This is a genomic window from Synechococcus sp. Cruz-7E5 (assembly GCF_024345995.1).
In the GTDB taxonomy this organism is placed as follows: domain Bacteria; phylum Cyanobacteriota; class Cyanobacteriia; order PCC-6307; family Cyanobiaceae; genus Regnicoccus_A.
In genome coordinates, this window is record NZ_JAGQCE010000013.1 from 63754 (window position 1) to 90340 (window position 26587).

Annotated in this window: 27 protein-coding genes; 15 read left to right on the forward strand and 12 right to left on the reverse strand. The window is 66.1% G+C overall.

What is annotated here, in order from left to right; genetic code table 11:
• Nucleotides 1-51: 51 nt before the first annotated feature.
• Nucleotides 52-1113 (reverse strand): sulfate ABC transporter substrate-binding protein, encoded by a 1062-nt coding sequence (locus KBY77_RS13160; RefSeq protein WP_255105269.1) that lies wholly within the window; start codon nt 1111-1113, stop codon nt 52-54.
• 117 nt (nt 1114-1230) lie between these two features.
• Between KBY77_RS13160 and KBY77_RS13165 the strand changes: the two genes are divergently transcribed.
• Together KBY77_RS13165 and KBY77_RS13170 are read left to right on the forward strand one after the other, a co-directional pair.
• Complete coding sequence (locus KBY77_RS13165; protein WP_255105272.1) at nt 1231-1686, forward strand: Rrf2 family transcriptional regulator; 456 nt, start codon at nt 1231-1233, stop codon at nt 1684-1686.
• A 190-nt stretch (nt 1687-1876) separates the two neighbouring features.
• Nucleotides 1877-2404: a Crp/Fnr family transcriptional regulator gene (locus tag KBY77_RS13170; protein ID WP_255105274.1), complete on the forward strand. Its 528-nt coding sequence runs from the start codon at nt 1877-1879 to the stop codon at nt 2402-2404.
• A 191-nt stretch (nt 2405-2595) separates the two neighbouring features.
• On the opposite strand, the gene KBY77_RS13175 is transcribed toward KBY77_RS13170, so the two are convergent.
• Complete coding sequence (locus tag KBY77_RS13175; protein WP_255105276.1) at nt 2596-3618, reverse strand: sulfate/molybdate ABC transporter ATP-binding protein; 1023 nt, start codon at nt 3616-3618, stop codon at nt 2596-2598.
• A gap of 124 nt (nt 3619-3742) precedes the next feature.
• On the opposite strand from KBY77_RS13175, the gene cysT reads away from it, so the two are divergent.
• Together cysT and cysW are read left to right on the forward strand one after the other, a co-directional pair.
• Complete coding sequence (gene cysT, locus KBY77_RS13180) at nt 3743-4603, forward strand: sulfate ABC transporter permease subunit CysT (protein ID WP_255105278.1); 861 nt, start codon at nt 3743-3745, stop codon at nt 4601-4603.
• A gap of 68 nt (nt 4604-4671) precedes the next feature.
• The gene (gene cysW / locus KBY77_RS13185) at nt 4672-5505 is read left to right on the forward strand and encodes a sulfate ABC transporter permease subunit CysW (protein ID WP_399212862.1); all 834 of its coding nucleotides are present in this window, start codon (nt 4672-4674) and stop codon (nt 5503-5505) included.
• A gap of 9 nt (nt 5506-5514) precedes the next feature.
• On the opposite strand, the gene KBY77_RS13190 is transcribed toward cysW, so the two are convergent.
• Together KBY77_RS13190 and KBY77_RS13195 are read right to left on the reverse strand one after the other, a co-directional pair.
• Nucleotides 5515-6210 (reverse strand): cupin domain-containing protein, encoded by a 696-nt coding sequence (locus KBY77_RS13190; protein ID WP_255105282.1) that lies wholly within the window; start codon nt 6208-6210, stop codon nt 5515-5517.
• 52 nt (nt 6211-6262) lie between these two features.
• On the reverse strand, nt 6263-6784 hold the full coding sequence (locus KBY77_RS13195; protein ID WP_255105284.1) for a hypothetical protein: 522 nt from the start codon (nt 6782-6784) through the stop codon (nt 6263-6265).
• 331 nt (nt 6785-7115) lie between these two features.
• On the opposite strand from KBY77_RS13195, the gene KBY77_RS13200 reads away from it, so the two are divergent.
• The 4 genes from KBY77_RS13200 (at nt 7116) to KBY77_RS13215 (ending at nt 10613) form a co-directional block, all read left to right on the forward strand.
• A complete protein-coding gene (locus KBY77_RS13200; protein WP_255105286.1) occupies nt 7116-7355 on the forward strand; it encodes a Nif11-like leader peptide family natural product precursor in 240 nt (79 codons plus the stop codon).
• Nucleotides 7356-7441: 86 nt separating this feature from the next.
• The gene (locus tag KBY77_RS13205) at nt 7442-9577 is read left to right on the forward strand and encodes a PhoX family phosphatase (protein WP_255105288.1); all 2136 of its coding nucleotides are present in this window, start codon (nt 7442-7444) and stop codon (nt 9575-9577) included.
• Nucleotides 9578-9646: 69 nt separating this feature from the next.
• Nucleotides 9647-9991, forward strand: coding sequence for a helix-turn-helix transcriptional regulator (locus KBY77_RS13210; RefSeq protein ID WP_255105290.1), 345 nt, complete (start codon nt 9647-9649; stop codon nt 9989-9991).
• 58 nt (nt 9992-10049) lie between these two features.
• Entirely contained in the window at nt 10050-10613 is a 564-nt protein-coding gene (locus KBY77_RS13215) for an isoprenylcysteine carboxylmethyltransferase family protein (RefSeq protein ID WP_255105293.1), read from the forward strand.
• Here the strand turns inward: KBY77_RS13215 and KBY77_RS13220 are convergent.
• From KBY77_RS13220 to pdxH, 4 genes are all read right to left on the reverse strand, one after another.
• Complete coding sequence (locus KBY77_RS13220; RefSeq protein ID WP_255105296.1) at nt 10529-11449, reverse strand: sulfite exporter TauE/SafE family protein; 921 nt, start codon at nt 11447-11449, stop codon at nt 10529-10531. The genes KBY77_RS13215 and KBY77_RS13220 overlap by 85 nt on opposite strands.
• A complete protein-coding gene (locus tag KBY77_RS13225; RefSeq protein ID WP_255105297.1) occupies nt 11446-11973 on the reverse strand; it encodes a rhodanese-like domain-containing protein in 528 nt (175 codons plus the stop codon). The genes KBY77_RS13220 and KBY77_RS13225 overlap by 4 nt, the downstream gene beginning before the upstream one ends.
• A gap of 3 nt (nt 11974-11976) precedes the next feature.
• Entirely contained in the window at nt 11977-13104 is a 1128-nt protein-coding gene (locus KBY77_RS13230) for a rhodanese-like domain-containing protein (protein WP_255105300.1), read from the reverse strand.
• A 75-nt stretch (nt 13105-13179) separates the two neighbouring features.
• Nucleotides 13180-13848, reverse strand: a complete 669-nt coding sequence (pdxH, locus tag KBY77_RS13235) for a pyridoxamine 5'-phosphate oxidase (protein WP_399212867.1) — start codon at nt 13846-13848, stop codon at nt 13180-13182.
• A gap of 219 nt (nt 13849-14067) precedes the next feature.
• Between pdxH and KBY77_RS13240 the strand changes: the two genes are divergently transcribed.
• From KBY77_RS13240 to KBY77_RS13250, 3 genes are all read left to right on the forward strand, one after another.
• A complete protein-coding gene (locus tag KBY77_RS13240) occupies nt 14068-14439 on the forward strand; it encodes a hypothetical protein (RefSeq protein ID WP_255105305.1) in 372 nt (123 codons plus the stop codon).
• Nucleotides 14440-14700: 261 nt separating this feature from the next.
• The gene (locus KBY77_RS13245) at nt 14701-15030 is read left to right on the forward strand and encodes a YciI family protein (RefSeq protein WP_255105307.1); all 330 of its coding nucleotides are present in this window, start codon (nt 14701-14703) and stop codon (nt 15028-15030) included.
• Nucleotides 15024-16133, forward strand: coding sequence for a CARDB domain-containing protein (locus tag KBY77_RS13250; RefSeq protein ID WP_255105309.1), 1110 nt, complete (start codon nt 15024-15026; stop codon nt 16131-16133). Before KBY77_RS13245 ends, KBY77_RS13250 begins: the two co-directional genes overlap by 7 nt.
• A 12-nt stretch (nt 16134-16145) precedes the next feature.
• Here the strand turns inward: KBY77_RS13250 and hemN are convergent, their stop codons facing one another.
• Nucleotides 16146-18206, reverse strand: a complete 2061-nt coding sequence (gene hemN, locus KBY77_RS13255) for an oxygen-independent coproporphyrinogen III oxidase (RefSeq protein WP_255105311.1) — start codon at nt 18204-18206, stop codon at nt 16146-16148.
• Between the two features lie 139 nt (nt 18207-18345).
• Between hemN and KBY77_RS13260 the strand changes: the two genes are divergently transcribed.
• The 4 genes from KBY77_RS13260 (at nt 18346) to KBY77_RS13275 (ending at nt 22322) form a co-directional block, all read left to right on the forward strand.
• Nucleotides 18346-18786 (forward strand): hypothetical protein, encoded by a 441-nt coding sequence (locus KBY77_RS13260; protein WP_255105313.1) that lies wholly within the window; start codon nt 18346-18348, stop codon nt 18784-18786.
• Nucleotides 18787-18888: 102 nt separating this feature from the next.
• Entirely contained in the window at nt 18889-20295 is a 1407-nt protein-coding gene (locus KBY77_RS13265) for an efflux RND transporter periplasmic adaptor subunit (protein WP_255105315.1), read from the forward strand.
• Nucleotides 20295-21617 (forward strand): ABC transporter permease, encoded by a 1323-nt coding sequence (locus tag KBY77_RS13270; protein WP_255105318.1) that lies wholly within the window; start codon nt 20295-20297, stop codon nt 21615-21617. The genes KBY77_RS13265 and KBY77_RS13270 overlap by 1 nt, the downstream gene beginning before the upstream one ends.
• Before the next feature lie 3 nt (nt 21618-21620).
• Nucleotides 21621-22322, forward strand: a complete 702-nt coding sequence (locus tag KBY77_RS13275) for an ABC transporter ATP-binding protein (protein WP_255105320.1) — start codon at nt 21621-21623, stop codon at nt 22320-22322.
• A gap of 29 nt (nt 22323-22351) precedes the next feature.
• Here the strand turns inward: KBY77_RS13275 and htpX are convergent, their stop codons facing one another.
• The 3 genes from htpX to KBY77_RS13290 all read right to left on the reverse strand — a co-directional run bounded on the left by htpX (nt 22352) and on the right by KBY77_RS13290 (nt 26429).
• A complete protein-coding gene (gene htpX, locus KBY77_RS13280) occupies nt 22352-23248 on the reverse strand; it encodes a protease HtpX (protein WP_255105323.1) in 897 nt (298 codons plus the stop codon).
• Nucleotides 23249-23286: 38 nt separating this feature from the next.
• Nucleotides 23287-24471 (reverse strand): SHOCT domain-containing protein, encoded by a 1185-nt coding sequence (locus KBY77_RS13285; RefSeq protein ID WP_255105326.1) that lies wholly within the window; start codon nt 24469-24471, stop codon nt 23287-23289.
• Between the two features lie 197 nt (nt 24472-24668).
• The gene (locus tag KBY77_RS13290) at nt 24669-26429 is read right to left on the reverse strand and encodes a mechanosensitive ion channel family protein (protein ID WP_255105329.1); all 1761 of its coding nucleotides are present in this window, start codon (nt 26427-26429) and stop codon (nt 24669-24671) included.
• Nucleotides 26430-26587 lie beyond the last annotated feature (158 nt).

A 26587-nucleotide genomic window follows, 5' to 3' on the forward strand; every position in this document is an offset into this window, starting at 1 on the left:
GAGACGTCCATACGAGGCGCCTTGGCCTGGTGGGCTCGGGGCGGCTTCCCTTCAGCGGGTCCTGGCGAAGATCTGATCCCAGGTCCCGCCTTTGCCGAAGAACTTCTTGTCGACGCCCGCCCAGCCACCGAAATCACTCACCTTGAAGAAGCTCGCGTTCTGGAACTTGCCTCTGGCATAGGCCTTGCCTTGAGGGGTCACGGGGCGGAAGCCGTTGTCCACGAAGATCTTCTGGGCCTGCGGTGTATAGAGAAACTTCACGAAAGCCTCCGCCACCTTGCGGCTGCCGCGACGATCCACCACCTTGTCCACCACGGTGACGGGCTGCTCCGTCAAAATGTTGGGGCTGAATAACTTGTAGGGCGTCGTCCACTCCCCTTTCTGCTTGGCCAGAATCGCTTCTGTTTCCCAGTTCAGCAGCACATCGCCTTGCTTGCGCTTGATGAACAGATCGGTGGCCTCGCGGGCGTCCTTGGGCAGCACCTCGGCATTCTTGTAGACGCCCGTGATGAAGTTGCGGGCCTGAGCTTCCGAGCCACCCGAGCGGGTGATGGCGCCCCAGAGGGCCAGGAAGTTCCAGCGGGCTCCGCCAGAGGTCTTCGGGTTGGCCGTGACCACGTCAACGTTCTTGTTGTCGAGGTCTCGCCAGTTATTGATTTTCTTGGGATTGCCGGGACGTACGAAAGCCACCACGGTGGAGTTGATGGGTGTGGAGTTGTTCGGGTTTTCCTTTTCCCAGCCTGGTTTGATCAGGCCTGCTTGCTGGATCTTGGTCACGTCAGCGGCCATGGCCAGGCTGACCACATCGGCTTCCAGCCCATCAATCACCGCACGGGTCTGGGAGCCGGAGCCGCCGTAACTGCCCTTGAAGGTGACGGTCTGCCCCGATTTCTTCTTCCAATCATCAGAGAACAGCTTGAAGATCTTGTCGTAGGCGTTCTTGGTCACGGCATAGGACACAACAGTGAGGGTCTGCGACTTCGGCGCCTGCTGGGCCTCAGCTTGAGAGGCGTCAAAGGTGGTGGCTGCCGCCACGGCCAGGGGCAGGGCAGCGAGCCCTGTCAGTAGAAGCTGCCGGCGACGCAGGGGCTCGGGAGAAGGAATCGTATCCACGGTTTGTCGATCGGGAACTTGCGCAAAGTAAGCCTGCCCCTGCCTGGGCCGGTGTGGCCCGGGGCACACCGGCTTGTGGGTCTATTCCCTATCTGCTAACCGTTCTTTCTGGTAGGCTTGCTGAGCGATCTCGATCCAGCCATGGCCTTCAGCGCCAAAACGGAATACGGACTGGTGGCTTTGATCGACCTGGCCGCGGCTTTTTCCTCTGGAGAGCTGGTGCAGGTGGGTGAGGTCAGCCGCCGCCATGGGCTGCCCGAGCGGTACCTCGAGCAGATGCTCACGGCACTGCGCAAGGGGGGATACCTCAACAGCATCCGCGGGCCCCGTGGGGGCTTTCAGCTGAGCAGGCCACCAGAGCAGATCACCATCGCGGAGGTGGAGGAGTGCCTGGAAGGCGAAGCCCGCTCTGAGCGCCAGGGTGATCGTCAGGATGCCGGGTTTCGCGTGCTCAAGGGCCTGGCCCAGCGGGCCGAGCAGGCCCGGACAGCCGTGCTGCAGTCCACAACCTTGGCCCATCTGCTGCTGGAACGGGACAGCCTGCAGCAGCCGGCGCCGATGTTCTACATCTGAGACCAGCGCGCCCCTGTTCGTGTGCCTGGAAATACCGGTACACCTATCGGAATTAGGGTATACTGCGAGCCAGTTGCTTGCCCGCCATGGCCTGTTGTCTGCGAATGCCCCTGCTGGTCGCTCTGTCAGTGCCCGAACAGCCGCCCAATCGCCCGCGAACCCGCTGACGTCTTCTTTGCTCAAGCAGCCCTTGCAGTTCACGCTCCATCCCAAGGACGTCCTCCCTGAAGGGATGGGCTGGCGCCTGCATGAGGGCTATGTACGGTCTGCGAGTTGGGATCTCGAAGGCGAGTGCATCGCCCTGGGCCTATGGGGCCCTGGTGATGTGATCACATCAGAAAATCCTGTGGTCCAGCCGTTGGAGTTGCAGTGCCTCACCACCGTGGTGGTGGAGCACATCGAGCTCGATTCCCGTGATCAACACCAACACCTGCGGCGCGAGCGCCAGATGCTGGCTGAGCTCCTCACCATCCAGCGCATCCGCTCCGGCGAACGCCGTCTACTCACGCTGTTGAGCTGGATTGGCCAGTCCCATGGCCAGGTCAACCGCCACGGCTGCCGCCTCTCGCTCAGTGAGCTCAATCTCACCCACCAGGCCCTGGCTGATCTGTGCGGCTTGACCCGGGTCACGGTGACCAAGCTGCTCTGCCGCTTTCGCGCTGAGGGCCGGTTGTTGGCCGTGGGCGACAGCGACCTGTTGATCCCCCTCCAGCCATGACCATCCACACTCCTCCCTGGTGCCTGCACTGGGACCGTGACGGCGAGTTGGCGGCAGGCGATCGCCAGGATCTCCTGATCACGCTTGTTGTTCGAGAGCATGAAAGGGCGCCAGGAGGAATCCCCCCAGGGCCGGAGTTCAGATGCGTCTTCAACGAACAGGCCCTGCCCATGGGCACTCGGCCCTGAGGCTCAAATCACAAAGTCCGGCACAAAGGTGCGGGTTTCACGGCTGGTGATGTGAAGGGCATCACCGGCCTTGAGCTCGCGGTAATCGATCCGCTCGCGCGGGAGTTGGGCCACCACAACCTCTCCACTGGCGAGGGTGAGTTCGGCCTGGATGTCACGGCCCATGTGGGTGAGCCGGCACAACACAGCGGGCACACTGCCGCTCTGGGGGCTGCGGTGCAGCTCCAGATCGTGGGGGCGGATGAAGAGATCGCCGCCTTGACCATCTTCTCCTGAGCGTTCAGCAGCGGCCAGGGGCACGTGCGGCGGCAGCACGTTCACGGCACCCACAAAGCTCATCACAAAGGGGCTGGCTGGCTGGTCGTAAATCTCAGCTGGGCTGCCGATCTGCTCGATCTTGCCGTGGTTCATCACCACGATGCGATCGGCCACCTCCATGGCTTCTTCCTGGTCGTGGGTGACGATCACCGTGGTGACGTGCATCTCGTCGTGGAGGTTGCGCAGCCAGCCGCGAAGCTCCTTGCGCACCTTGGCATCGAGGGCGCTGAACGGTTCATCGAGCAGCAGGACCCGTGGCTTCACCGCCATGGCCCGGGCCAGGGCCACCCGTTGGCGCTGGCCGCCGGAGAGCTGGGACGGGTAGCGGTTGCCAAAGCCCTGCAGCTGCACCAGCTCCAGCAGCTCATCCACGCGCCGGCGGATCGCCTCGTGCTTCCAGCCGCGCAGCTCAAGACCGAAGCCCACGTTCTGACGCACCGTGCGGTGCTTGAAGAGTGCGAAGTGCTGGAACACAAATCCCACCTGGCGCTCCTGCACCGAACGGCTGGTGGTTTCTTCCCCAGTGATCCAGATGCGGCCGGTATCGATCTCCTCCAGGCCTGCGATCAGGCGTAAAAGCGTGCTTTTGCCAGAGCCGGAGGGGCCGAGCAGTGCCACCAGCGAGCCGGTCTCAACATCAAGGCTGACGTTGTCGACCGCCCGGAACGTGCCGAACTCCTTGCTCACGCCAGCAACGCGGATGCCCATGGCAGGGGAAAACAGGTGAGGTGACGACAGCTTACAGCATATCCACATATTCCCACCGGCTAACCGTTGTATAAATCGGCAAACGGTGATACGGTCCCACGGACCTGATCCCATGCCTCCATCCATGGCCTCTGTCTCTACGGCCCGCCTCAGGCGCCCAGCGCTTCCCAGCTGGCTGCAGCTCAGTTGGTCCTGGCGAATCACCTGGCTCTACCTGGCCCTGGTGCTGTTCCTGCCCCTGGGGGCCATGGCCCTGAAGGCCGCTGCGGTCGGCCCTGTCCAGTTCTGGCAGCTGGCCACCACAGATGAAGCGTTGGCGACCTACCGAATCAGCTTCGGGTTGGCGCTGGTGGCCGCCCTTCTCAATGGGGTGTTCGGTGTGGTGATCGCCTGGGCGCTGGTGCGCTGCTCCTTCTTCGGCCGGCGCTTGCTCGATTCACTGATCGATCTTCCCTTTGCACTGCCTACCGCTGTGGCGGGCCTGGCGCTGGCATCGATCTACAGCTCCAATGGCTGGCTTGGGGCCCCGCTCTATGCCCTCTTCGGCCTGAAGGTGTCCTTCACCTGGCTGGGGGTGGGTATCGCGATGATGTTCATCTCTCTGCCGTTTGTGGTGCGCAGCGTGGAGCCAGTGCTGGAAGCCCTTGAGCGCGAGCAGGAGGAAGCGGCCTGGTGCCTCGGCGCCAGCCCTCGCCAGACCCTGCTCAAAGTGGTGCTGCCCCAGCTGATGCCAGCGATCCTGGCTGGCGTGGCCCAGGGCTACAGCCGCGCTGTGGGCGAATACGGCTCTGTGGTGATGATTTCCTCCAATGTGCCCTTCAAGGACCTCATTACCCCCACCTTGATCATCCAGAAGCTGGAGGAATACGACTTCTCCTCAGCAACGGTGATCGGCATGGTGATGCTGATGTTCTCTCTTGTGAGCCTGCTGGTGATCAACGGGCTGCAGGTGTGGGGCCGGCACTGGGAAGCCAATCCCGCTTAGTCCTTCTGATCCCCCCTGCTGTTTTCCCCATGCGTTCCCTGCTGCGTGTATTGCGTCGTCGCATTCGCATGCTCCGTCCTTCCGCCTCCGTGCTGATCCCGCTGATAGCTGGCCTCTATGTTGGAGTGATCATTCTGCTGCCCGCTCTGGAAGTGGTATCGGGTGCCTTTGCCAAGGGCCTGCAGCCCTTTCTGGATAACTTCGAATCGGAAGAGCTGCACTCGGCGGTGCGGATGACGCTGATGATGACGGCCATCGCTGTGCCCGCTAACACCATCTTTGGCCTGGCCGCGGCCACGGCTATCGCCCGCCACCAGTTCCCCGGCAAGGCCTTTCTGCTGAGCGTGATTGATCTGCCGTTCTCGATCTCACCGGTGGTGGTGGGCCTGATGCTGGTGTTGCTCTACAGCCCCACCAACGGACTGCTGGGCGGGATCGTGACCAGTCTGGGCTGGAAGATCATCTTCTCCTGGCCCGGAATGCTGCTGGCCACGATTATCGTGACCTTCCCCTTCATGGCCCGGGAGGTGATTCCCCTGCTGGAGGAGGAGGGCTGGGACCAGGAGGAGGCGGCCCGCACGCTCGGTGCCAGCAGCTGGCAGGTGTTCTGGAAGGTCACTCTGCCCTCCGTGCGCTGGGCCGTGCTCTACGGCCTGATCCTCACCACGGCCCGGGCCCTGGGTGAGTTCGGGGCTGTCGCCGTCGTGAGTGGCAACATCGCCGGCCAGACCCAGACCCTGCCCCTGTTTGTGGAGGATGCCTACAAGCAATACGACACCGAACTGGCCTATGGCGCCGCGCTGGTGTTGGGGGGTGTGGGCCTGGTGTCGCTACTGCTCAAGCTGCTGGTGGAGCAGATCATTGGCGGAAACAAAGAAACTGAGCCGATGAACTGCAGGTAGACCGCGGGCTCACGCCTGCAGCAGGCCCTCTGATCCATCCGGCCCAAGCGTGGCCGGCAGGTGGCCGGTCTTTACCCAGATCGTGCAGCCCGCCTCGCTCCAGGGCCGGTGGACGCTGCCGGGTGGATTGCGCAGCCAGCTGCAGGGGGGATAGGTGCCCTGATCGTCTTGAAACACGCCCTCCAGCACCAGGATCTCCTCGCCGCCGGGATGACTGTGGGGTTGAAACAGCGTGCCGGGTGCCCAGCGCACCAGGGCACAATGCTCTGAACCGAAGGCGTGCAGAGGCATCACCTCCAGTCCCGCCACCAGGCCGGGCACCCAGGCACTGCTGCGGGTGTCGATCACCAGCTGCTGCTGGTCGGCCGGGTGCATCTGGTGCAGCTTCACCAGGATCGTGCAGCCCGGCTCGCTGAAGGGAGCGTGGCTGGTGCCTACGGGATTGCGCAGGTAGGTGCCGGCCGGGTAGTCGCCCCGTTCATCGGAGAAGGTGCCCTCAAGCACCAGGATTTCTTCGCCGCCGCCATGGATGTGCCGATCAAAGTGGCTGCCGGGGGCATAGCGCACGATCGAGGTGGCACGCGCCACCTCCCCGCCGCGGCGATCGAGCATGCGCCTGTCCACGCCTGCCATGGGTGAGGGTGCCCAGGGCAGGGCGGTGGTGTCGAGCATCACGCGCTGGTCGAAGTCGGCGTGCAGGTCCATGGCTCCGTTGTGGTTCTCAGCAGCATGGGGATCCTGGTGGGCCGGGCACCACTCAACCCAGGGCGGAACGGCCCAGGCCCTCGCCGTCGTTGCGGAAGAAGGAGCTGAGGTTCACACCGGCCTCATGGGCCGCCACGGTGACCTGCAGCTTCTGCTCGTCGTCGAGGCCATCCCAGAAGGCGTGGAAGAGATCGAGGGAGGCTTTGGCAGTGCCCACCACCCCCAGCAGGGAGAGGGGAAGCGTCAGCCAGGGGAACACCAGCAGCAGCACCGAGAGCACGGCCCCGACAGCCACGCCTGCCTTGGCTGATTCCAGGGTGGTGCTGAGCACCAGCCGCACCTGGGTGGCCCGATCGAGTTCGCCGCGCTTACGCAGGGCCTCGGTGCGCAGGGCCGTGAGCAGCGCCTGGTAGGCGGCAAAGCAGACGACCCCGCCCACGGTGGATTCGGAGAAGAACTCCCGGCCCGTGAAGGCCCCGCCGTTCTGGTTCAGGTCGATCGAGGCCAGACCCGCCAGGGGAGCGGCTTCCCAGCCGGCGCGGGGAATGCGGAAGGGGTCGCGTTCGCGGGTCATGGCTGGCGGCTGATCCAGTGAGACCCAGCTTGCTCCATTCCAGGGGCTGCTGCCAGGCTTAAGGCCCTGGAAGTCAAGAATCAAGTGCTTTTTGGGGGGTGATCGAGGCGGGTCCGATTAATGTTTAATCGTTGATCTTGGCCATTCGTTCTGGATTGAGTGGGCCCCGGCAAAACCATTGTCTCAGGTGAGGTTGTTGTCTGGTGTGGATTAAGCTCAGATGGTCGCAATCAGCTGCAAAAATAAGCATAAATACCCATCTTACTGCGTACATTTCTGATTAGGCTTGAGCTAACAACAGGTTGAGGTCGCCATGATGAATGCCACTCCCGTGCTTTCTCCCGGTGCCGCCAGCAAGGCGGCCTTGTCCGGGACAGTGCACGAAGCGATGGACGCGCTGCATGCCTTGCAGCAACTGGCCAGCCAGGATCCATCCTTTGCCCAGGCGCTGAAGCAGACCGGCTCCACCCATGCCGCCGCCAGCCTGGCTCGACGCCATGGCCTGCAGGTGAGCGCAGAATCCCTCTGGCGTAACCGCGGTCGCAACGGCCTGCCCACCTGGCGTGGTTGAAGTGCCCGGGGGCACATCGGTTTCAGCGTCTCCTGTGAGAACAATGGAGGTCACTGAGCGTCCTTGCTCCGGGGTGGGTCTGAGCGATGCAACGCCGCGATCTCTTTGTCCTCTTCGGCCTCGGGGGATCAGCGGCCCTCGCCTCTGGCCTGCCCCTGAAGGCCTGGGCAATGCCATCTGCGAGGGGGCCCTTCACTCCTGTGCCGGTGCCGCTGCCACTCCCTGGCGATGGGCTGAGCGCCACAGAGCAGCAGCGCACACAGCGCCGGGTGTCCCTCGTCGACAGGCTGGTGGTGCCCTCGGGCTATCGGGCCGACCTGCTTGCCGCCTGGGGGGAGCCCTTGGCGGATGGCCGCTTTGGCTTCAACAACGATCACCTCTCCTTCACGGATCTGGGTGAAGGCAAGGCCCTGCTCACGGTCAACTTTGAATACATCAGCCCGAAGCCCTGGAGCGAGGGCTACGCCGACGCCACTGGCGAATCGCTGCCTTGGTCAGAGCTGATCGAGGCCCTCAGGTCCCGCGGCGGTGTGGTGGATGTCACGGCTCTGGGGACCGCCGATCCCCTGCGCAAGCTGGCCGGTGCAGTGGCGGGAGCCGCCCTGCGCGATCAGGGCATCGGCGTGATCGAGATCCATCAGGATCCCTCCGGGCGATGGCGTCGCCGGAGCGGTCGCTTCGATCGGCGCATCGGTGGCCTTGAAGGCCTCGATGATCCCTCCAGGCTCCTGCGGGTGAGTGGTCCGGCGGCCGCAGTGTTCAGAAGCCCGCAGCGCCTCGGCTACAACGATGGCCTCCAGGACCGGGTGATCGGCACCTTCGCCAACTGCGCTGGTGGTGAAACCCCCTGGGGAACCGTGCTCTCGGCCGAGGAGAACTTCCAGAGCCAGGTGGTGGAAGCGGTCCACGCCGATGGTTCCTCGCCGGCCCCCGCAGTGTTGCCCCTGCGCTGCGATGGCCGCAAGTTCGATGGCCTCGGCAATGCCTTTGGCCTGGCCGGGAACAAGTACGGCTGGATGGTGGAGATCGATCCGCGTCAGCCCCAGCGGCCGGCGGTCAAGCACAGCTGGCTGGGCCGCTACCGCCATGAGGCCGTGGCGGTGCAGGCCCGGGCCACCGAGCCGCTGCTGGTGTACTCCGGCTGCGACCGCCACGGCGGCCACCTCTACCGCTTCGTGAGCGAGGGTCGGATCACGGATCCGAGCGATCCGGCCAATTCAGCGCTGCTGGAGGCCGGCCGGCTGGAGGTGGCTCGCTTTGAGCCCGATGGGAGCGGCCGCTGGATTCCGCTCAATCCCGCCACCCCGCTCAACCCCCAGCGGCCCAGCCACTACGAGGTTTTCGGCCTCAAGCAGCCCACCCTGGTGCCCCACAGCGACCGCAGCCAGCCAGGGGCAGAGGCCCTGGCCAGCGACGAGGAGGTGGAGACCTACCTCAAGAGCTATGCCACCCTCGCCGATCTCTATCCCGGCCGCAGCGAGGAGTGCCTCGGCGCCATCCTGATCGATGCCCACCTGGCGGCCAATGCCGTGGGAGCCACCGCCGCCGCCAGGCCGGAAGACACGGTGATCGATCCCAGCAGCGGTGATCTGCTGGTGGCCTTCACCGCCGGCGGCTCCAATGCTGGCGGCAGCGCCGATCCGGCGATTTTTCATGGCCCCGGCGGGGAGAACCGCTGGCCCCATGGCTGGATCATGCGCCTGCAGGATCAAGGCTTCGCCGAGGCGGGCCGGTTCCGCTGGCGCATCCTGGCCACCGGCGGCGCCCCCTGGCAAGGGGGGCTGGGGTTCTCCAGCCCCGACAACCTCGCCGTCGATCGCACCGGCAGCGTCTGGTTGGTGACCGATCGCGGTCGCGGTACGGCCGAGCTGGATCTGTTTGGCAACAACTCCTGCTGGGTGCTGCCCAGCAAGGGGCCCGCGGCGGGAGAGCCTTTCTGCTTCGCCACCGGGCCGATGGAGTGCGAGCTCACCGGCCCCTGCTTCGATGCGTCGGAGGCCACCCTGTTCCTCTCGGTGCAGCACCCCGGAGAGAGCAACGGCACCCGCTCCAGCGGGGCCGGTGAATGGCAGTCCATCCGCCTGCGGGACCGCGACGGCCAGGAGTTCGAGCAGCAGCGCTGGGTGCCCCTTGGTTCCAACTGGCCCTCGGGGGTGCCGGGCCGCAGCCCGCGCCCGGCCGTCGTGGCGATCCGACGCAGCAATGGCGGCCCGCTGCTGTAGGCAAGTCGCCATGGGCGCACCCATGTCATGCGTGACCCGGCATAATTAAATCAGTGTCAACCAGTCACCATGGGCGCTTTCGCGGATGGAGCCAGGCCCAGCCCGCAGCTGATGGAGGAAATCAGCCGCTTCTTCCGGCTGCTGAGTGAGCCGGCTCGTCTGCAGCTGCTCTGCCTGCTGCGCTCTGAGCCCATGGATGTCTCCAGCCTGATCAAGACCACCGGCTTCAGTCAGTCGCACATCAGCCGCCAGCTGGGGCAGTTGCAACGGGCTGGCCTGGTGCGCTGCGAGCGCGACGGCTCCCGCCTGATCTACTCCGCCGATGACGAGCTGGTGGAGGAACTCTGCGCTCTGGTGCAGGGACGCCTCAGGCAGCGGCTCGAGGCCCAGCTTCTGCAGCTGCAGGCGGCCTGAGCGGGCGGTCTACTGCGCCGTACGTGGCCAGACTGAAGCCATTCACCGCACCGCACGCATGGGCAGGTCGCTGGCGCAAAGACTCCAGGCCTGGGGTTTCAGCTGGGGGGGGCTGCTCGACAACCGCCACGGCGAATGGTGGTTGCTGGCCCAGATGGCCCTGATCACGGCTCACCTGCTGCCCGCATTTCCCAGCCCCGCCGCCCTTGGTTTGATCTGGCCGCCCGTTTTGCGGGTGCTGGGCCTCAGCCTGTTTGCCGCCGGCCTGCTGCTGGCCGGCCAGGGAGCGCTGAACCTGGGCGACAGCCTCACCCCCCTGCCTGAGCCCATGGCAGGCTCGCCCCTGGTGACAGCCGGGGCCTACGGCCGCTGCCGCCATCCCCTTTACCAGGCCCTGCTGGTCTGCTCCCTGGGCGTGACGCTGGCCCGGGGAAGCCTGTTGCACCTGGCTCTGTTGCTGGCCCTCGCGCTCGTGCTGGGCCTTAAGGCCCGCCGCGAAGAGGTGCGCCTCTGCGCCGTTCATGCGGATTACGCCGCCTACCGAACCTCAACGCCGGCGATCGTGCCCCGCCTGCCCTGGCTCGACTGGCGCACAGGTCCCAGAGCCCCAGCGACGGGCTGAGCTGAGCGGTGGATGGTTGTGCCTGGCCCCATATGCCCATAGTTCTGGCGGCGCAGCGCCTCGAAGCCCGTGAGCAGGGCCGAGCCGATCAACAGGCCGGCGAAGCCGAGCCGCAGTCGGCGCTCACTCAGGTGCTGGGCCAACCGCTGGCCCAGCACTGCACCCACGGCGCCGCCGGCCAGCAGGGGCAGCATCAGAGCCAGGCTGGCGGCGGGCCAGTGGCCCAGCGCCAGCAGGGCCACCAGGCTGTTGGTGCTGATCAGCAGCAGGCTGGTGCCGCTGGCCAGATGCATCGGCAGGCCGGCCAGCAGTACCAGGGCGGGCACGATCGCAAAGCCGCCGCCCACGCCGGCGATGCCGGTGAGCAGACCTACCAGCACCCCCTGGGCCGCGAGGGCCTGGGGTGATCCGCCCTGTTTCTGGTTGTCAGGTCTCTCGCCGCCCCGGGCGGGCCTGGTCGGCCGCGTCAGCAGCCAGGAGGCCACCAGGGCCGCCACAGTGAAAACCCCCAGTTGAACCGCCTCTGGGATCAGTCCGGCCTTCACCAGGCTGCCGCCGATCCAGGCACCTGCCAGGGCCGGCACCCCCAGGATCAACGCCGGCCGCACAGCCACCTGGCCGCGGCGGATGTAAGGCCCCACATTGCCCAGGGCCAGCAGGGTCACCACCAGGAGCGAGAGCGGAACGGCCTCCCGGGTGGACAGGCCGGCTCCGCTCACCAGCAGGGGCAGCAGCAGGATTGAGCCACCGGCTCCCAGCACGGCGAGCAGCACACCGATCAGGAGTCCGCCGCCGAGCAGCAACAACACCGTGCCGATGCCGATGCCGATGATCACGCCCGCACCCGGTTCCAGGGCATGGCCGCCAGCAGGCTGGCCATGCCGCAGAAGCCGCTGATGCCGGCAAAGGTGAGGCCAGCCCCCACGAAGCCCGCCAGCCAGATCCAGCCCGGGGCCACGGTCTGGCTGAGGATCACTCCAAGCAGCACCAGGATGCCGGCGGCGATCTGCACCTGGCGCATCAGCGGCAGGGGCGCACCCTGGCGTCGCTTCATCGGCAGGCCTGCCTGCTGCCAGGCGCTCATGCCGCCTTCGAGGTCGGCGAGAGGATGGGGATGGCCCCCGCGCAGCAGTTGGGTGAGGCCCTTCTCGCTGCGATTGCCGCTCTGGCAGACCAGCACCAGCGGCCCTGAGGGGAGGGTGGCGCTGCCGAGGCGGGAGAGCGGAATGTTGTGGCTGCCGGGAATATGGCCGCCCACGTATTCCATCGGCTCGCGTACATCGATGACGCTGATCCGGCCGCTCTGAATCTGGTCGGCGAGTTCTCTCGGGTTGAGGTGTGCGCTGTTGGTGGAAGCCATGGTTCAGGCAGGGGTGACGGTGACCAGCGGATACCCGGCGGCCTGCCAGCTCAGCAGCCCGCCGTGCAGGTTGGCCACCTGCTGGTGACCCGCCCGCAGCAGTTGCTGGGTGGCCAGGGCCGAGCGGCTGCCGGAATGGCAGAGAACGACCGTGGGGGTGTCCACTGGAATCTCGCCGGCCCGCTCCTCCAGCTCCGGAAGCGGAATCAGCAGGCTGCCGGCGATGTGACCATCCGGGCCCTGAAACTCCTCCACCGAGCGCACATCCACCAGGGTGAGCTCATCGCGGTGGGCGGCGACCCAGGCCGGCGCCAGTTCCGGCAGCCCGGCGTAGCTGCGCCGGGTCGGCGCCCAGGCGGCCGCCCCATGGCCTGCGTCCTCCCGGGGCTTGCCGCTGCGCATGTTGGCCGGCAGGGCCTCGGCAATCCTGTGGGGATGGGGCAGCTTCATGGCCTGCATGTAGATCACGAAGTCGCGTTCATTGGCCTGGCCGCCGAGACGGGCGTTGTAGGCCTTCTCCTCGGTGACGGAGGTGACGCTGCGGCCGGTGTAGTCGTGGGCGGGGTAGAGCAGACAGGAGTCGGGCAGCGAAAGGATCTGCCCAGTGATCGATTCGTACAGGGTCTGGGCATTGCCCTGCTGGAAATCGCAGCGGCCGCAGCCCCGCACCAGCAGGGCGTCGCCGCTGAAGGCCAGGCTGTGGTCGTCGAGCACGAAGGTGAGGCAGCCGTCGGTGTGGCCGGGGGTGGCGCGCACCTCCAGCGAACGGCCGCCGAAGGTCACCCGATCACCGTGTCGCAGGGGCAGGGTCACATTCTCGGCGCCGACACTGGCGGCCAGGCCAATGGCGCTGCCGGTGGCGGCGTGCATCATCCAGCTGCCGGTCACGTGGTCGGCGTGGGCGTGGGTGTCGAGGCAGGCCACCAGCTGCAGGCCCAGCTCCTGGATCAGGGCGAGATCACGGTCGTGCTGCTCGAATACCGAATCGATCAGCAGGGCCTGGCCGCTGGCCACCTCGGCGATCAGGTAGGTGAAGGTGCCGGTGTCGGCATCGAAGAGCTGGCGGAACAGCAGGGGGGCACCGCCTGCTGCGGCAGCGAGGGAAAAGGAACTGGCGGGAGCGACGGCCATGGGGGCTCGATCGACAACTGATATGAGCATAGCCGCATAGCAGTTGTCGGCAACCGCCTCACCGCAGGACGTAGGTCAGGGGGCCAGCCGCTCGATGCTCCAGGCCCCGCCGCTGCTCCCAGCCGCCTGTGGGGCCGCGGGCCTGTAGCGGAAGCGATCGTGGAGGCGGTTGGTGCGGCCCTGCCAGAACTCGAACTCGAACGGCACCACCCGCAGGCCGCCCCAGGACGGCGGCAGCGGCACCTCGCCATCGGCGAAGCGGCGCTTCATCGCCTCCCACTGCATCTCCAGGATCGAGCGGGAGCCGATCACGGCGCTCTGCTGAGACACCCAGGCCCCCAGCCGGCTGCCGATCGGGCGAGAGAGGAAATAGGCGAGTGATTCGGCGGCGCTGATCCGCTCGGCCCGCCCCAGGATCGCCACCTGGCGCTCCAGCCCGTACCAGGGAAACAGCAGGCTCACCTCCTGGTGGGCGGCGATCTCGGTGGCCTTGCGGCTCTCGTAGTGGGTGAAGAACACGAATCCCCGAGCGTCGAACGCCTTGAGCAGCACCGTGCGGGCGCTGGGGCGCTGGCCGTTGCTGGTGCCCAGCACCATGGCGTTGGGCTCATCCAGCTGGGCGGCCACGGCCTGGTCGAACCAGCGGCGGAACTGCGCCACCGGATCGACCGCCAGATCGGCACGTCGCAGATCCTCCCGGCGATAGTCGCGGCGGAGCTGGGCGGGGTCAGTGGAATCCATCATGATCCTGCCGGCGGGCCCAGGGCTTCAGGACCCCTGAGGATCCTGTATCGGCAGTCGGACCATCGCACTGAACAGGTACCACACCGAGCAGAGGGCATCGTCGTAGAGCAGGTGCGGGCTCTTGACAGCCCTGAGAACCGTTGCACAGAGCAAGCGCAGCCACCCTCCACATCGGCTGAGACGCCGGTGGCACTGGTCTGTGCAGCTGCTCCCTCCGCCTTGGCCACCCGCGCCGTCTACTCCTTCACCGGCTTTCCCGGCGCTGCCGTGCGCCATGTCTATCTTCACCACGACGGCTACCCAACCGGCGCCGCCTGGCGGTTCGCATCCGCCCTGCGCCTGGGCGGTGACGCCGCCGACTTTCTGGCCTCCTTCCTGGGCAGTCAACCCAGGGCGGAGCTCCTGGCCCGAGTGGAGCAGGCTGCTGACGCCGAGTATCGCTATCGGGTGCATCTGGTCGGCGGCTCTGATCCCCACCACCAGGTGGAGTGCTGGCGGCGGTTGCCGGGTGACACCTGCTGGCAGCACCGCTGCGGGCCGATGGCCCTTGAGCTGTTCATCCGGCGTTTCCTGCCCGGTGATCCGCTCTGAAGGGAGGTATTTCAGTGCCAGGGGAGCGATGTGGTTCCGGACCTGAGGGCCCTGGCGGAGCCCAAAAAAAAGAGGTGGACCTGAGCCAGGCCCGCCCCTCGGAACGTCTTACAAAATGTAACGTCTCCGGCGGGTCCAGCGTGGATTTCCCTATGGGGATTTCTACTCAACTTTTCCGGCCTTGCCCGGCAGCGCGCCCCCACTCAGGCTGCGCCACCGGGCTTCAGGTCTAGGTTGGGGCGGTTGCTTCGAGGGCTCGCCTTGCCCTGGTTCGTGAAGCTGGAGCAGGGTCTGGTCGACCGTGCCCATTTTGATCAGCACCTGCGTGACCACCTCGACTGGGTGGCCGAGCTGCAGCGGCGCGGCCACCAGGCCAGCAGTGGCTACTGGCGTGAGCGCAAGGGAATGAACGGTGAAGGCGCCGGTGGCATGTTGCTGTTCCACGCCAGCGACTGGCAGGAGGCCGAGGCCATCGTCCAGAGCGATCCCCTGATCCGCTCAGGTTGCGTCAGCTGGGTGCTGCACGAGTGGCGGGTGGTGGCGGGTGCGATCCCGACGGCTTCTTCGCCTCAGGCTCCTGCCCCATGGTGATCCTCTCGATCGCCAACACGGTCAGCGACCTGATCCAGGGTGACGTGAACGAGCATCTGCCCCTGGAGCGCATTCCGCTCGAGGGCGATGTGCTCGGCCTTGGCACCACCACCAGCCTCGACAACGGCGAGCTCACCTTCCTGCACCAGCCCGGTGCTGCCCGAACCCACCTCTACAAATGCCAGGCCATCGATGGCGGCATCCGGCGGCTGCGCCCCGGCGACGGGTCCTCCCACTTCCCCTATGTGTGCTTCAGCGCTGATGCCAGTGCCCTGCGCCAGCCGGTGGATCTAGCGGGGCTGGGCCCCAGCGCCGGGGTGCCGCTGCAGGAGCTGGTGGGGCAGGCGATCGCGGACTCGATCGCGTCGGGCCGGATCGAGCCAGCGCCGATCGTGGGGGTACGCCTGCGGGCGACCTGGAGCAGCCTGGTGATCACCGTGGCCTCCAAGCTCTGCATGGGCCAGCGCCGCCGCAACACGGACTCCGTGGATCCAGACGCGGGCACGAGTCTCTACGCCAGCCTTCAGCACTACCGCCTGGCCCCGCGTGATCCTGGCGATCCCGCCGATCCGATCCATTACCTGGGCCGCAGCCTGGAGTGGGACTGCTGCGGCTTCTGGGACACCCGGCCCGAGAGCGGGCGCGTCACGGTGCCTCAGGCGGGCGCCCATCTGCATGTGCACGGCTGCAGCAGCGACCTGCGCCACGGCGGCCATCTGCACCATGAGCACCCCGGCACCCAGCTGCTGCGACTGGAGTCCCTGTCCCTCTATCCGCTTCAGGAGCTGCGCCAGCTGGGCTCCGACCTGGCGGTGGAGCGGGCCAGTTACGACGCTGGCGTGCTGCGGTTTGCCATCACCAACCGGGGCACGCTCGATGTGAGCGATGTGGGAGTGGCGGTGGTGATCGACGACCGCTATGCCGGCCACCGCTACCTGCGCCTGCCCTGGCTGGCCGCCGGCGATGAGGAATCCTTTGCCCTGACGCTCGAACTGGCGCCCGGAGCCCATGAACTCCTGGTGCTGGCAGATCCGGAGCGCCAGGTGCTCGAACCCCTCGCCCAGCAGGAGAACAACCGGGCCCGTTTGCAGGTGGTGGTCTGACCAGACCACGTCTCAGATCAGTCGCGACCCGCTGGCCTGACGGCGCTGGCTGGGGTCGAACACCGCCGCGATCGTGCGGATCAACCAGCGGCCCACGTCCGTCACCTCCAGGCTGTTGGCCCCCAGGCGCACCAGTCCGTCGGCTTCGAGGGTCTGCAGATCGGCCCACTCGCTGGCGAACTGGCGCTTCGCTTCAAGGGGTTGCCCCAGGGCGATGGTGTCGAAGTCCACTGCGAAGTGGCACATCAGGCTCTGAATGATCGAGCGCCGCAGCAGCACCTCGGGATCCCGCACCACCAGGCCCCGCTCCACGGGCAGATGGCCCTCGTCGAGGGCCTGGACATAGGCCTTCAGTGAGCGTTGGTTCTGGCTGAACAGATTCTGGAACTGGCTGATCGCCGTCACGCCGATGCCGAGCAGGTCGCGCTCGCCGCCGGTGGTGTAGCCCTGGAAATTGCGGTGCAGCCGCTCCTGCCGCGCCGCCAGCGCCAGGCTGTCGCTTGAAAGGGCGAAGTGGTCCATGCCGATGGCGTCGTAGCCATCGCCAGTGAAGGCTGTGAAGGCGTGCTGCAACATCCGGATCCGCTCCCGCTGGCTGGGGAGGTCGTCGGCGGCGATCTTGCGCTGCAGGGGCAGTTGCTCGGGCAGGTAGGCGAAGCTGAACAGCGACACCCGGTCGGGCCGCAGCTCCCGCACCAGGGCGATGGTCCTGGCGAACCGCTCGGGGGTCTGCAGAGGCAGCCCGCAGATCAGATCGACGTTCACGCTCTCGAAGGCCGCCTCCCGCATCCACTCCATCGCCAGCCGGAGCTGCTCCACCGGCACGATCCGGTTCACGGCCGCCTGCACGTGCGGGTCGGCATCCTGAATGCCGAAGCTGATCCGGTTGAAGCCCAGACGGCGCAGCTCCAGCACCTGATCACGGCTGAGGAACTCCGGATTCACCTCGATCGAGGCCTCCAGGTCGGGCGCCAGGTCCAGCTGCTCCCCGATCAGATCCCAGAGTTGGCCCTGCTCCTGGGAATTGAGGTAGTTGGGTGTGCCGCCACCCCAGTGCAACTGCCCCAGCCGCCTGCGTCGGCCCGAGGCCTGGGCCACCAGCGCCAGCTCTTTGGCCAGAGCCTCGAGATAGGGCCCCACCACCGCCGAGCCGGCTTGGGTGGTGATTCGGTTGCAGCCGCAGTACCAGCAGGCATGGCGGCAGAAGGGCACGTGCACGTAGAGCGAGAGATCGGCCGTGCTCGCTTGCCCCAGCTGGCTCACCAGGTCGGCGGGACCCACAGCGCCGTGAAACGCCGCGGCGGTGGGATAGCTGGTGTAGCGGGGAACGGGCTTGTCGTACTTGAGCAGCAGGGGGAGCGGATCCACTCGGGGCTTGGTGAGTGCGCCCAGCTCGGCAAGCAGGCTCTGGGTGTCGAGGAAGGCGACCACCGCTTCCTCCAGCAGCTCCGCCTCCTCGGCTTCGCTGAGCTCGAGCTGCTCAAAGGCGTCGTGGAGGGCCTGCTTCAGGTCCGGGATCGGCCGCTCGAACTGCCAGAAGCGCAGGGAGGGCAGACCATGGGCGGCCAGGATCGCGTTGGCCTGCTGGGCGAGCTGCTGCCCGCCGGAGAGGTCGCCGCCGTAGCGCACATACACATGGGCGAGGAAGCGGTGCGGTGCCTGCTGGGCGAGTGTGCCGAGGTGTCCCAGCCAGGCCTGGGCCGCGGCTGAGGGCCCGCTGGCTTCGATGCCGGCCAGCAGGGCCACGTCGTGGCGCAGGGCCTCGCTGCGGTTGAGGACACTCCAGGGAAAGTCGGGGGCACCAAGGGCGGCTGCCAGTTCGGGGCCGGTCTGCTCGATCAGCTCGTAGGCGGGGCCGAGGGCGCGGATCAGGCCCGCCAGCTGCAGTGGGCTGGCCTGACCCGCCAGGAGCGCACGGGAGAAGTCCATGCCCTCCGCCTTGTGGTGGGCGGCGCCGATGCGGGCGTGCAGACGCCGCACCCGGGGTCCGAAACCCTTGCGGGCGGCGACATCCGCTGGCCTGGCGTGGTCGGAAATGGCGCCGGAAACAGCCTCAGGGAGGGTGCTGGTCATGACGAAGGGTGCCTAAAAGGTGCCGAAATGAGAGCGGCACCCCGGGAGGGCGCCCTCGGCAAACGGTATAACGTTACTGTTGTTCCGCTGTCCTGTCGTTGCGATTTCGTTGCAACGCGCTCGCCACCCCTCACCCGCCATGACTGCCGCACCCTTCACCCCGGCCGCTCCTGTTTCGGCCCGAAGCCTGCCGCTCCTGCTGGCACCGCTGGGCCAGCTCAGCGGCGATGGTCAGCTGCGCGAACTGATCGAGGAACGCCGCGACCGCAAGGGGCCTGACGTGGAGCTCTGGTACCTGGAGCCGGCGCTGGTGGACGAGCTCAACCTGCGGCAGGCGCTCAGCGACCCGCCAGAGCAAGGGCGCCCAACCGGCCAAGCGGGCGAGCTTACCGCACAGCCGATCGAAGCGATCGTGGCCGGCGACTCAGCGGTGATCACCTGGCTGCAACTGCGCTTCGGTGGGAGCACCGGGACGATTGTCCTGTCGCCGACGCTGCTGCACGAGCGGGCGGGGGAGTTGCCGCCGAAGGCGCCACGGGCTGCTGTTGAACCCCGCCCAGCCTCGGCTGCGGTCGCATAGTCACACCTGCTCACAGCTGATCGTGGCAGCGTCATGCCGCAGACACAGGCAGCAGCGATGGTGTGGAGACAGCCGGTCGTCCTCGCCGCGAAGCCACCTTGAATGCTGCAGACCGTCCTGCGCCGGATACCCGTTCCTCCCTCCTCCGCTGAGCCCGGAGCTGATCCGGCCCGGCCTCGCCCGCGGCGGCTGGCTCCGCCCCGGTGGCTGATCGCCGCCGGTGCGCTGACCCTGTGCCTGGCCGGCGGCGGCTGGCTGCTCTGGCAGCAGGGCCAGACCCGTGCCCGGCAGGCCGCCCTGGCCGCCCAGACCGCGCCCGTGCAGCGCAGCAACGTGATCCTCAAGGTGACGGCTGCCGGTTCGATCCGCCCCACCACGCCTGTCAACATCAGCCCCAAGCAGCAGGGCCGCGTCACGGCATTGCTGGTCGATCAGGGGGATCGCGTCAGCGCCGGCCAGGTGCTGGCGCGAATGGACGACAGCAATCTGCGGGGCACCCTGCTGAAAGCCCAGGGAACGCTGGCGGCGGCGGCAGCGAACCTCAGCAAGCTGCAGGCCGGCAACCGGCCCCAGGAGATCGAGGCGGCCCGGCGCAATCTGCAGGCGGCCGAGGCCGATCAGATCGCGGTGCGCTCCGTCTTCCTCAGCAATCAGCAGTTGTATGGATCCGGCGCGATCGCCCGGGTGAACTTCGACGCCAGCCGATCGGCGTTCCTGGCCAGTGAGGCCCGGGTGAGTGCATTGCGGGCCCAGCTGGATCTGGCCCAGTCCGGTAGCCGCGCCGAAGACATCGCCGCTGCCCGCGGCCAGCTGCAGCAGGCGCGGGGTGATCTCGCCTCGATCGAGGCCCAGCTGGAGGACACGGTGATCCGCGCTCCTTTCGATGGGGTGATCACCCAGAAATACGCCGACGTCGGAGCCTTCGTGACGCCCACCACCTCGGCCAGCGCCACCAGTTCGGCCACCTCCTCTTCGATCCTGGCTTTGGCCAGCACGCTGGAGGCGGTGGCCAACGTGGCGGAAGTTGATGTGGGCGCGATCCGGCCCGGCCAGGCGGTGGACCTGCAGGTGGATGCCTTCCCTCGCCAGGTGTTCCGTGGAACGGTGCGGCTGGTGGCGCCGGAAGCGGTGGTGGAGCAGAACGTGACCAGCTTTCAGGTGAGGATCGCCCTGGCCGGCGACGCGCCAGGCAAGCTGCGCTCCGGCATGAATCTCACCGCGAACGTGCTGGTGGGTCGGCGGCCCGATGCCCTGCTGATCCCCACACCCGCCATCGTGAGTGAACGGGGAGACACCGGGGTGCTGGTGCCCGGTGCCGACGGCAAACCCATGTTCCGCCCGGTGCAGGTGGGCGCCACGATCGGTACCCGCACCGAAGTGGTGAGCGGCCTGAAGCAAGGCGATCGGGTGTACCTGTCCGCGCCCGGTGGGCGCCGTCCCAACAGCCGCCCGGTGACCGGCTCCTCGCCCTTCCAGCAACCACGCGGCCAGGGCAGGATGCCGCGCTGATGGCTGAGGCGGTGAAGGCCAAGGCAGTGATGGGTGAGAGGCCTGAGCGGATGTCAGGGATGCGCCGTCGGCGTGAGCGCGGCGGAGCTGACCTTCCTGAGACGATCGCTCTGGCCTGGTCGTCGCTGCTGGCCAACCGGATGCGCTCCGCACTGACGATGCTGGGGGTGATCATCGGCATCGGCGCCGTGATCAGCATGGTGACCATCGGCCGTGGCGCCCAGCTGCAGACGGAAAACCAGTTGAAATCGCTGGGTTCGAACCTGATTTTCGTGCAGAGCGGCGTGGCGGCCGGTGGCGGGCCCGCCTCACGTGGAGCAGGCTCGGCCACCACCTTGATCTGGGAGGACGCCAAGGCGATCGCCGCCTCCATTCCGGCCGTGGCGGATGTGGCCCCGAACCTGAGCCAGCGCACGCAGGTGGTTCTGGCCGATCGCAACACCAACACCACCGTGGTGGGCAGCACGCCGGCCTACGTGGTGGTGCGCGACTTCCTGCCCCTGAGCGGGCGGTTCTTCAACGAGGCCGAACTTGATCAGTCCGCCCGGGTGGCGGTGCTGGGGCAGACCGTGGTCGACAGCCTTGGGCTCACAGCCAGCAGCGCACTCGACCGGACGATCCGCATCCGCGGTGAGACGTTCACGGTGATCGGCACCCTGGAGTTCAAGGGCAGCACCGGCTTCCGCGACCAGGACGATCAGGTGCTGATCCCACTCACGACGATGGCTTCGAGGATCGTGGGGGTGAACACCACAGCCGGCGTGTCGGTGGAGAGCATCGCGGTTTCGGCTCGATCGGCCGCGAGCATGGAGGCAGCCGACTATCAGATCACCAATCTGCTGCGCCTGCGCCACAGGATCGTGCCCCCCCGGGAGGACGACTTCGTGATCCGCAACCAGGCCGATCTGGTCAACGCCTCCAATGCCGTCGCCAATGTTTTCACCGCGCTGCTGGGCGGATCGGCGGCCATCTCCCTGCTGGTGGGAGGAATCGGAATCATGAACATCATGCTGGTGTCGGTCACCGAGAGGACGCGGGAAATCGGCATCCGCCGCGCCATCGGCGCCCGCTGCAGCGACATCCTGCGCCAGTTCCTGATCGAATCGACGGTGCTCTCCCTGGCTGGCGGGCTGCTGGGGGTTCTGCTCGGGGTGGTGGCGTCGCTGGCGATCAACGCGGCCTTCGGCTGGAGCGCCGGGATCGCCCTCGATGCGGTGGGCTGGTCACTGGCCTTCTGCCTGGTGATCGGTGTGTTCTTCGGCGCCTATCCCGCCAATAAGGCCGCCCAGCTCGATCCGATGACAGCCCTGCGAAGCGACTGAACCATGCTGCAACTGCGCCGGATCACCAAGGCCTACCGGATGGGCGAGGTCGATGTTCCGATCCTGCACGGCATAGACTTGACGATCCTGCGTGGCGAGTACACTGCGATCGTTGGAACTTCCGGATCGGGGAAGTCCACCTTGATGAATATCCTCGGATGCCTTGAGCAGCCGAGCAGCGGCCATTACTATTTCGACGCCCGCGACATCACCCTGCTGAGCGACAACGAACGCACCGATATCCGTAACTTCCAGATCGGCTTCGTGTTTCAGCAATTCAACCTTCTGCCGCGCCTCACGGCGCTGCAGAACGTGATGCTGCCGATGGTCTATGCGGGCTACGACCGGGCTGAGCGGCGCGAGCGGGCCATGGCGATGCTGGAGCAGGTGGGGCTGGCCGATCGGATGGCCAACCGTCCTAACCAGCTATCAGGCGGTCAGCAGCAACGGGTCGCGATTGCCCGCGCTCTGGTGAACCAGCCCGAGTTGCTTCTGGCCGATGAACCCACCGGCGCCCTTGATTCACGCACCGGCGAAGAAGTGATCGAACTGATTTCCGAGCTCCACGCCGGCGGCCTCACGATCGTGCTGGTAACGCACGACCCCTCTGTGGCGCACAACAGCGGCCGGATCATCCGGATCCAGGATGGACGGATCACTGCAGACAGCCTGCCGCAGCACACACCGGTGGAGGCTCCGGCCTGACGGCGGATTTACGTCTGGTTCCCGACAGCTCAGGGTGTCGATGGATTGGCCGCTTGAAGCTCCTGCAGCGCAGCGATGCGGTGCTCCAGCGGCGGATGGGAGGCGAACAGCCCCAGCAGGCTGGGTGGCCCGGCGATCTTGAACGGGGCCAGCGCCGTCCCGTCACGGGGTTCGAGAAGATCCTGGGTCTGGCCCAGCAACTGGAGAGCTCCCACCATGGCGTCAGCATCGGTGAGGCGGGCGGCTCCGGCATCGGCGCGGAACTCCCGGTGCCGCGAGAACCAGGCGGTGACGAGGGAACCTGCTATCCCCAGCAACAGTTCCAGAGGCCAGATCAGCGCAGAGATCGGTGGCGGCTGGCGACCCTGGTCCTCGGAGCGTCGGGGCAGCAGCAGGGCGATGGCCCGGGCCAGGAACATCACGAAGGCATTGATCACCCCCTGCAGCAGGGCCATGGTCACCATGTCGCCGTTGCCGACATGGCTCATCTCATGGGCCAGCACCGCTTCCAGCTCCGCCTGCGGCATGCCTTCGAGAATCCCGCTGGAAACAGCCACCAGGGCGCTCTCAGGCGAGGCGCCGGTGGCGAAAGCATTCCACTCCGGCGAGGCGTAGACCCCCACCTCGGGCATGGGCAACTCGGCCTTGTTCGCCAGGCGGGCCACCGTCTCGACCAGCCAGAGGGCACTGGCGCCCTCTCTGCCATCGACCAGTTGCACCCCCATCGCCTGAATGGCCGATTGCCTTGAGACCTGAAGTGAGATCCAGGAGCCGATGACACCCCAGCCGAAGCTGCCGATCAGAAGGGGTATCAGAGGAAGATCAGGAGGCAGCCAGCCCGTGGCCACCCCCAGCCAGAGCAACACCGAGATCGTGGCGACGACCGCCAGGTTCGTGATCAGAAAGAGAACGGTTCGGAGCACCATGACTGCCGGGCCGGTGAATACTTTGAAGCTCTCTGGATCTACAACCGGCTGAGCAGTTCGGTCTTCTTGGCCGTGAACTCTTCATCGGTGAGGATTCCCTTTTGCTTGAGTTCACCGAGGCGCTCAAGGGCGCTCAGCACATCTGCTTCGCCGGAGACTGCAGTTCCGCCGGGTCGTTCGGGCGTGGCAGCCACGGGCCGAAGGCTCGAGAGGCTGAGCAGACCTTCCGGAGTGACGAAAACAGGATCCCCCTTTGATGAGCCCTGGGCCAGCCCGGTGATCGGTTGGTCCTGAACGTCATAGAGGTTGACCGTGCCATTCAGGTCGACGGCGAGACGGCCCTGCTCGGAGAAATAGGCGTAGCGAACTTCATCCTGGGATCCCGAGGCATTCGGTGTCCCCAGTTCGGCCGGCCACCAGGTCGGTGTCGGCTGGATCGGCTGCATGGGTTGGAGGGGCTGCATTGGCTGCATCGGCTGCATCGCTTGCATCGGTTGCATCGGTTGAAACGCCTGCTGGCCCGCCACGCTGCTCTGCTGCTGGCTTCCCGTTCCCGAACTCTGGGCCTGCTGTGATCCAGCGGACATCGTCGAGAGGGACGTCAGGCTGACGCTGCCCGACGGTGTGCTGAACACCACTCCGCCGCTCCCTTGTTGCTGGGAGAACCCGCCGATCTGGTGATCGCCTGTTTCATAAACATCGACCTTGCCGTTCACGTCGACGGCGACGCGGCCGGAATCGGAGAAATAGGCATAGCGGACATTGTTCTGGGCACCGGTGGCATTGGGGGTGCCCAATTCGGGAGGCCACCATGTGTCCCGGGGATCTGGCCTGAACAGACTGGGGCCAACCGCATGGCCACTGAAGCTCATCTGCTGACCGCCGCCGTGGATCTGCTGCTGATGGCCGCTACCGCTCTGGGACTGCGACTGAAAGCTTCCGAGTGGAAACAGCTCACTCTGGGTTGAAAGCACATCGGAGATGGCCTGGCAGAGCCCATCCACCCTCGCCTTGAGCGTGTTGTTGAACATATCGCCAAGCATCATCATCCCGCCCTTCATCCATTGCCCGGACCCGGCGAATTCGGGGTGACTGAACTGGGCCATGCCACCTCTGCCCTTGAGCATGGCGTACATCATGTGGATGACGGCATCCTGGCTGAAGCCATAACGCTGGGCCAGGTCGTTGACGACTTTGAGCCCTTCGGCAGTGAGTTGTTCCATATCAACGGAGAGTGTTGATCCAGGCATGAGCCCAAGCGGCCGAACCTGAAAGCAACGCGAAGGAAACAGATGATTTCTTATCTCTTGAACCTATCACTCACTCAGCCCTTACACGAGAGCAAGAGTGCCGCAGTGAACATTTCGGCGAAGCCCGTCAAGGTTCTTCGTCGCAGATCCGCCAGCGCCGGGGGCTCCGCTCAGCTGTCCTTCGGCAGGTCCGACGCCGGCAGGCTGCCCCACTCGAGTGTGGTGGCAAGGGGAATCGCGCGCTTGTGGAGTGCCTCCTCCAGGCGTCGCAGCAGTTCCCTCTTCATCGACCATTGCTGCCCCGTGGCCGTCTGAATCAGCACGCTGACCTCGATGCCCTGTGGATTCACGGCATCGACAGCCCTGAGCATGGGGGGATCCAGCAATCGGCTCTTCCAGGGTGACTCCGCGGCGAAGGCCTCCAGTTCTTGCTGGATCACCCGCAGCGCCTGCCGCAACGAACCGATCCGATGTGAGAGGACCAGGTAGATCAGGGCACCTGAGCGGAGCTTGGTGTGGTTGACCAGGCGGTCGACCAGTCCATGCTGAACCACCACCAGCTGTTGATCGACCGTGCGGAACTGGGCACTGAGGATGCCGATGTCCACCACCTCTCCACTGGAGCTACCCACTTCGATCCAGTCGCCGATTGCATAGCGATCCTCCAGAAGCACCACCAGACCGGAAACAAAATCCCGCAGCAACCCCTGGAACACGAACACCAACGCTCCGAGCAACGCCCCTCCGGCGAGCAGTCCGCTGGCACTGATCCCACTGACAACCTCCAGGTCGAAGGCCCACCAGCCCAGCAGAACAATCCCGGCAGCCAGGGTGATCAGCCGATCGATGACGCTGCGAAGGGTTCGATAACGTTGCAGGCGGCGAGGATGCTGATCGGATGGCTGACGGCCGCTTGACAGCCACTGGCGCAGCAGGAAGTTGGCCAGGGCCCGGACGATCAGCAGAACGATCGCTACCACAAGGATCTTGAAGAACAGCAGCCCCGGCTGCAGGAGAAGGGTCAGTCCGAGCGTGAACTGGCCGGGAAGCGCCATCGTTGCCAGGGCCCCCATCGACCTGGCGATCAGCAGAACAACCAAGAACACACCGATGCTGATCAGGCTCGCGCTCTGGAGAAGCACATCGAGCTGAACTGACGTCCCCTGCCTGGCCAGCTGGGCCTCATACAGATGGGCTTGCCAGCGTTGGGTCCGTTGCCAGACCGCCAGCAGTGCCACCAGCAGAGCCACCATCATCAGCTGGGCCAGCCCCAGCAGGCCGAGGATGCGGGCATGCGACTCAGGCCGCAGCCACTCCCTGGCATGACGGAGGCGCGATTCGAGTGTGTTTCGCCATCGATCCGCCAGTTCAGAGGCGGGAAGGCCGTTGAAGCGGGAGTCTGCATCGGTGACCGTCAGCACCGGCATCGGGTCCCGTCCGGGAAAGCGGGCCTCCAGCACCGGAAGTCCCTCATTGCTCATGATCGTAGCCAGGTTCACCTCATCGGGATTGCTGCGAGATGACCAGCGATGGATGTCGCAGGCGGGCTGGCCGGTAGTTTCGGCACCCTGCTTTGACCGGATGCTTCTGCTTACCCAGAAGTCGGCCAGCAATTCGCCTGGATTGCAGATCGCCTGGGGGGAATAGAGCAAGCGGAGGTTGTTCTCGATCAACCGTGCACGCAACTCAGCATCCGGCCCATCGGAATCGCTCAGCACCGGCACCGCCACAGTGATGGCCGGCACACCAAGAATCGACACTTTGGCGGTGTCGAAGCTTCCCACCTGTGTTGTGACTGACTTTGACGCTTCGGCTGCAGATCTCTCAGTGCTCGGCCCTTTGGCAGCGGCTATGGCATCGCTGCTGCCAAAGGGCCAGCCCAGGATCAGCGTCAGGCTGAGGGCCAGCAGGGCGGCGAGAAGGCGCGGCATCCAGGCCCGGTGAAGAGGTGATTCGTTCTAAGAGTTTGCGGAAAAACCGGCTGAACAGTCGTGTTTTCCCTCCCGAGAGCTGATCCCGCTCTGTTCGTGCTGTATTTCGCTGATTCAGCGATTCAGAACTCCCGAAATCAGTCGTATCGCCTCGTCTT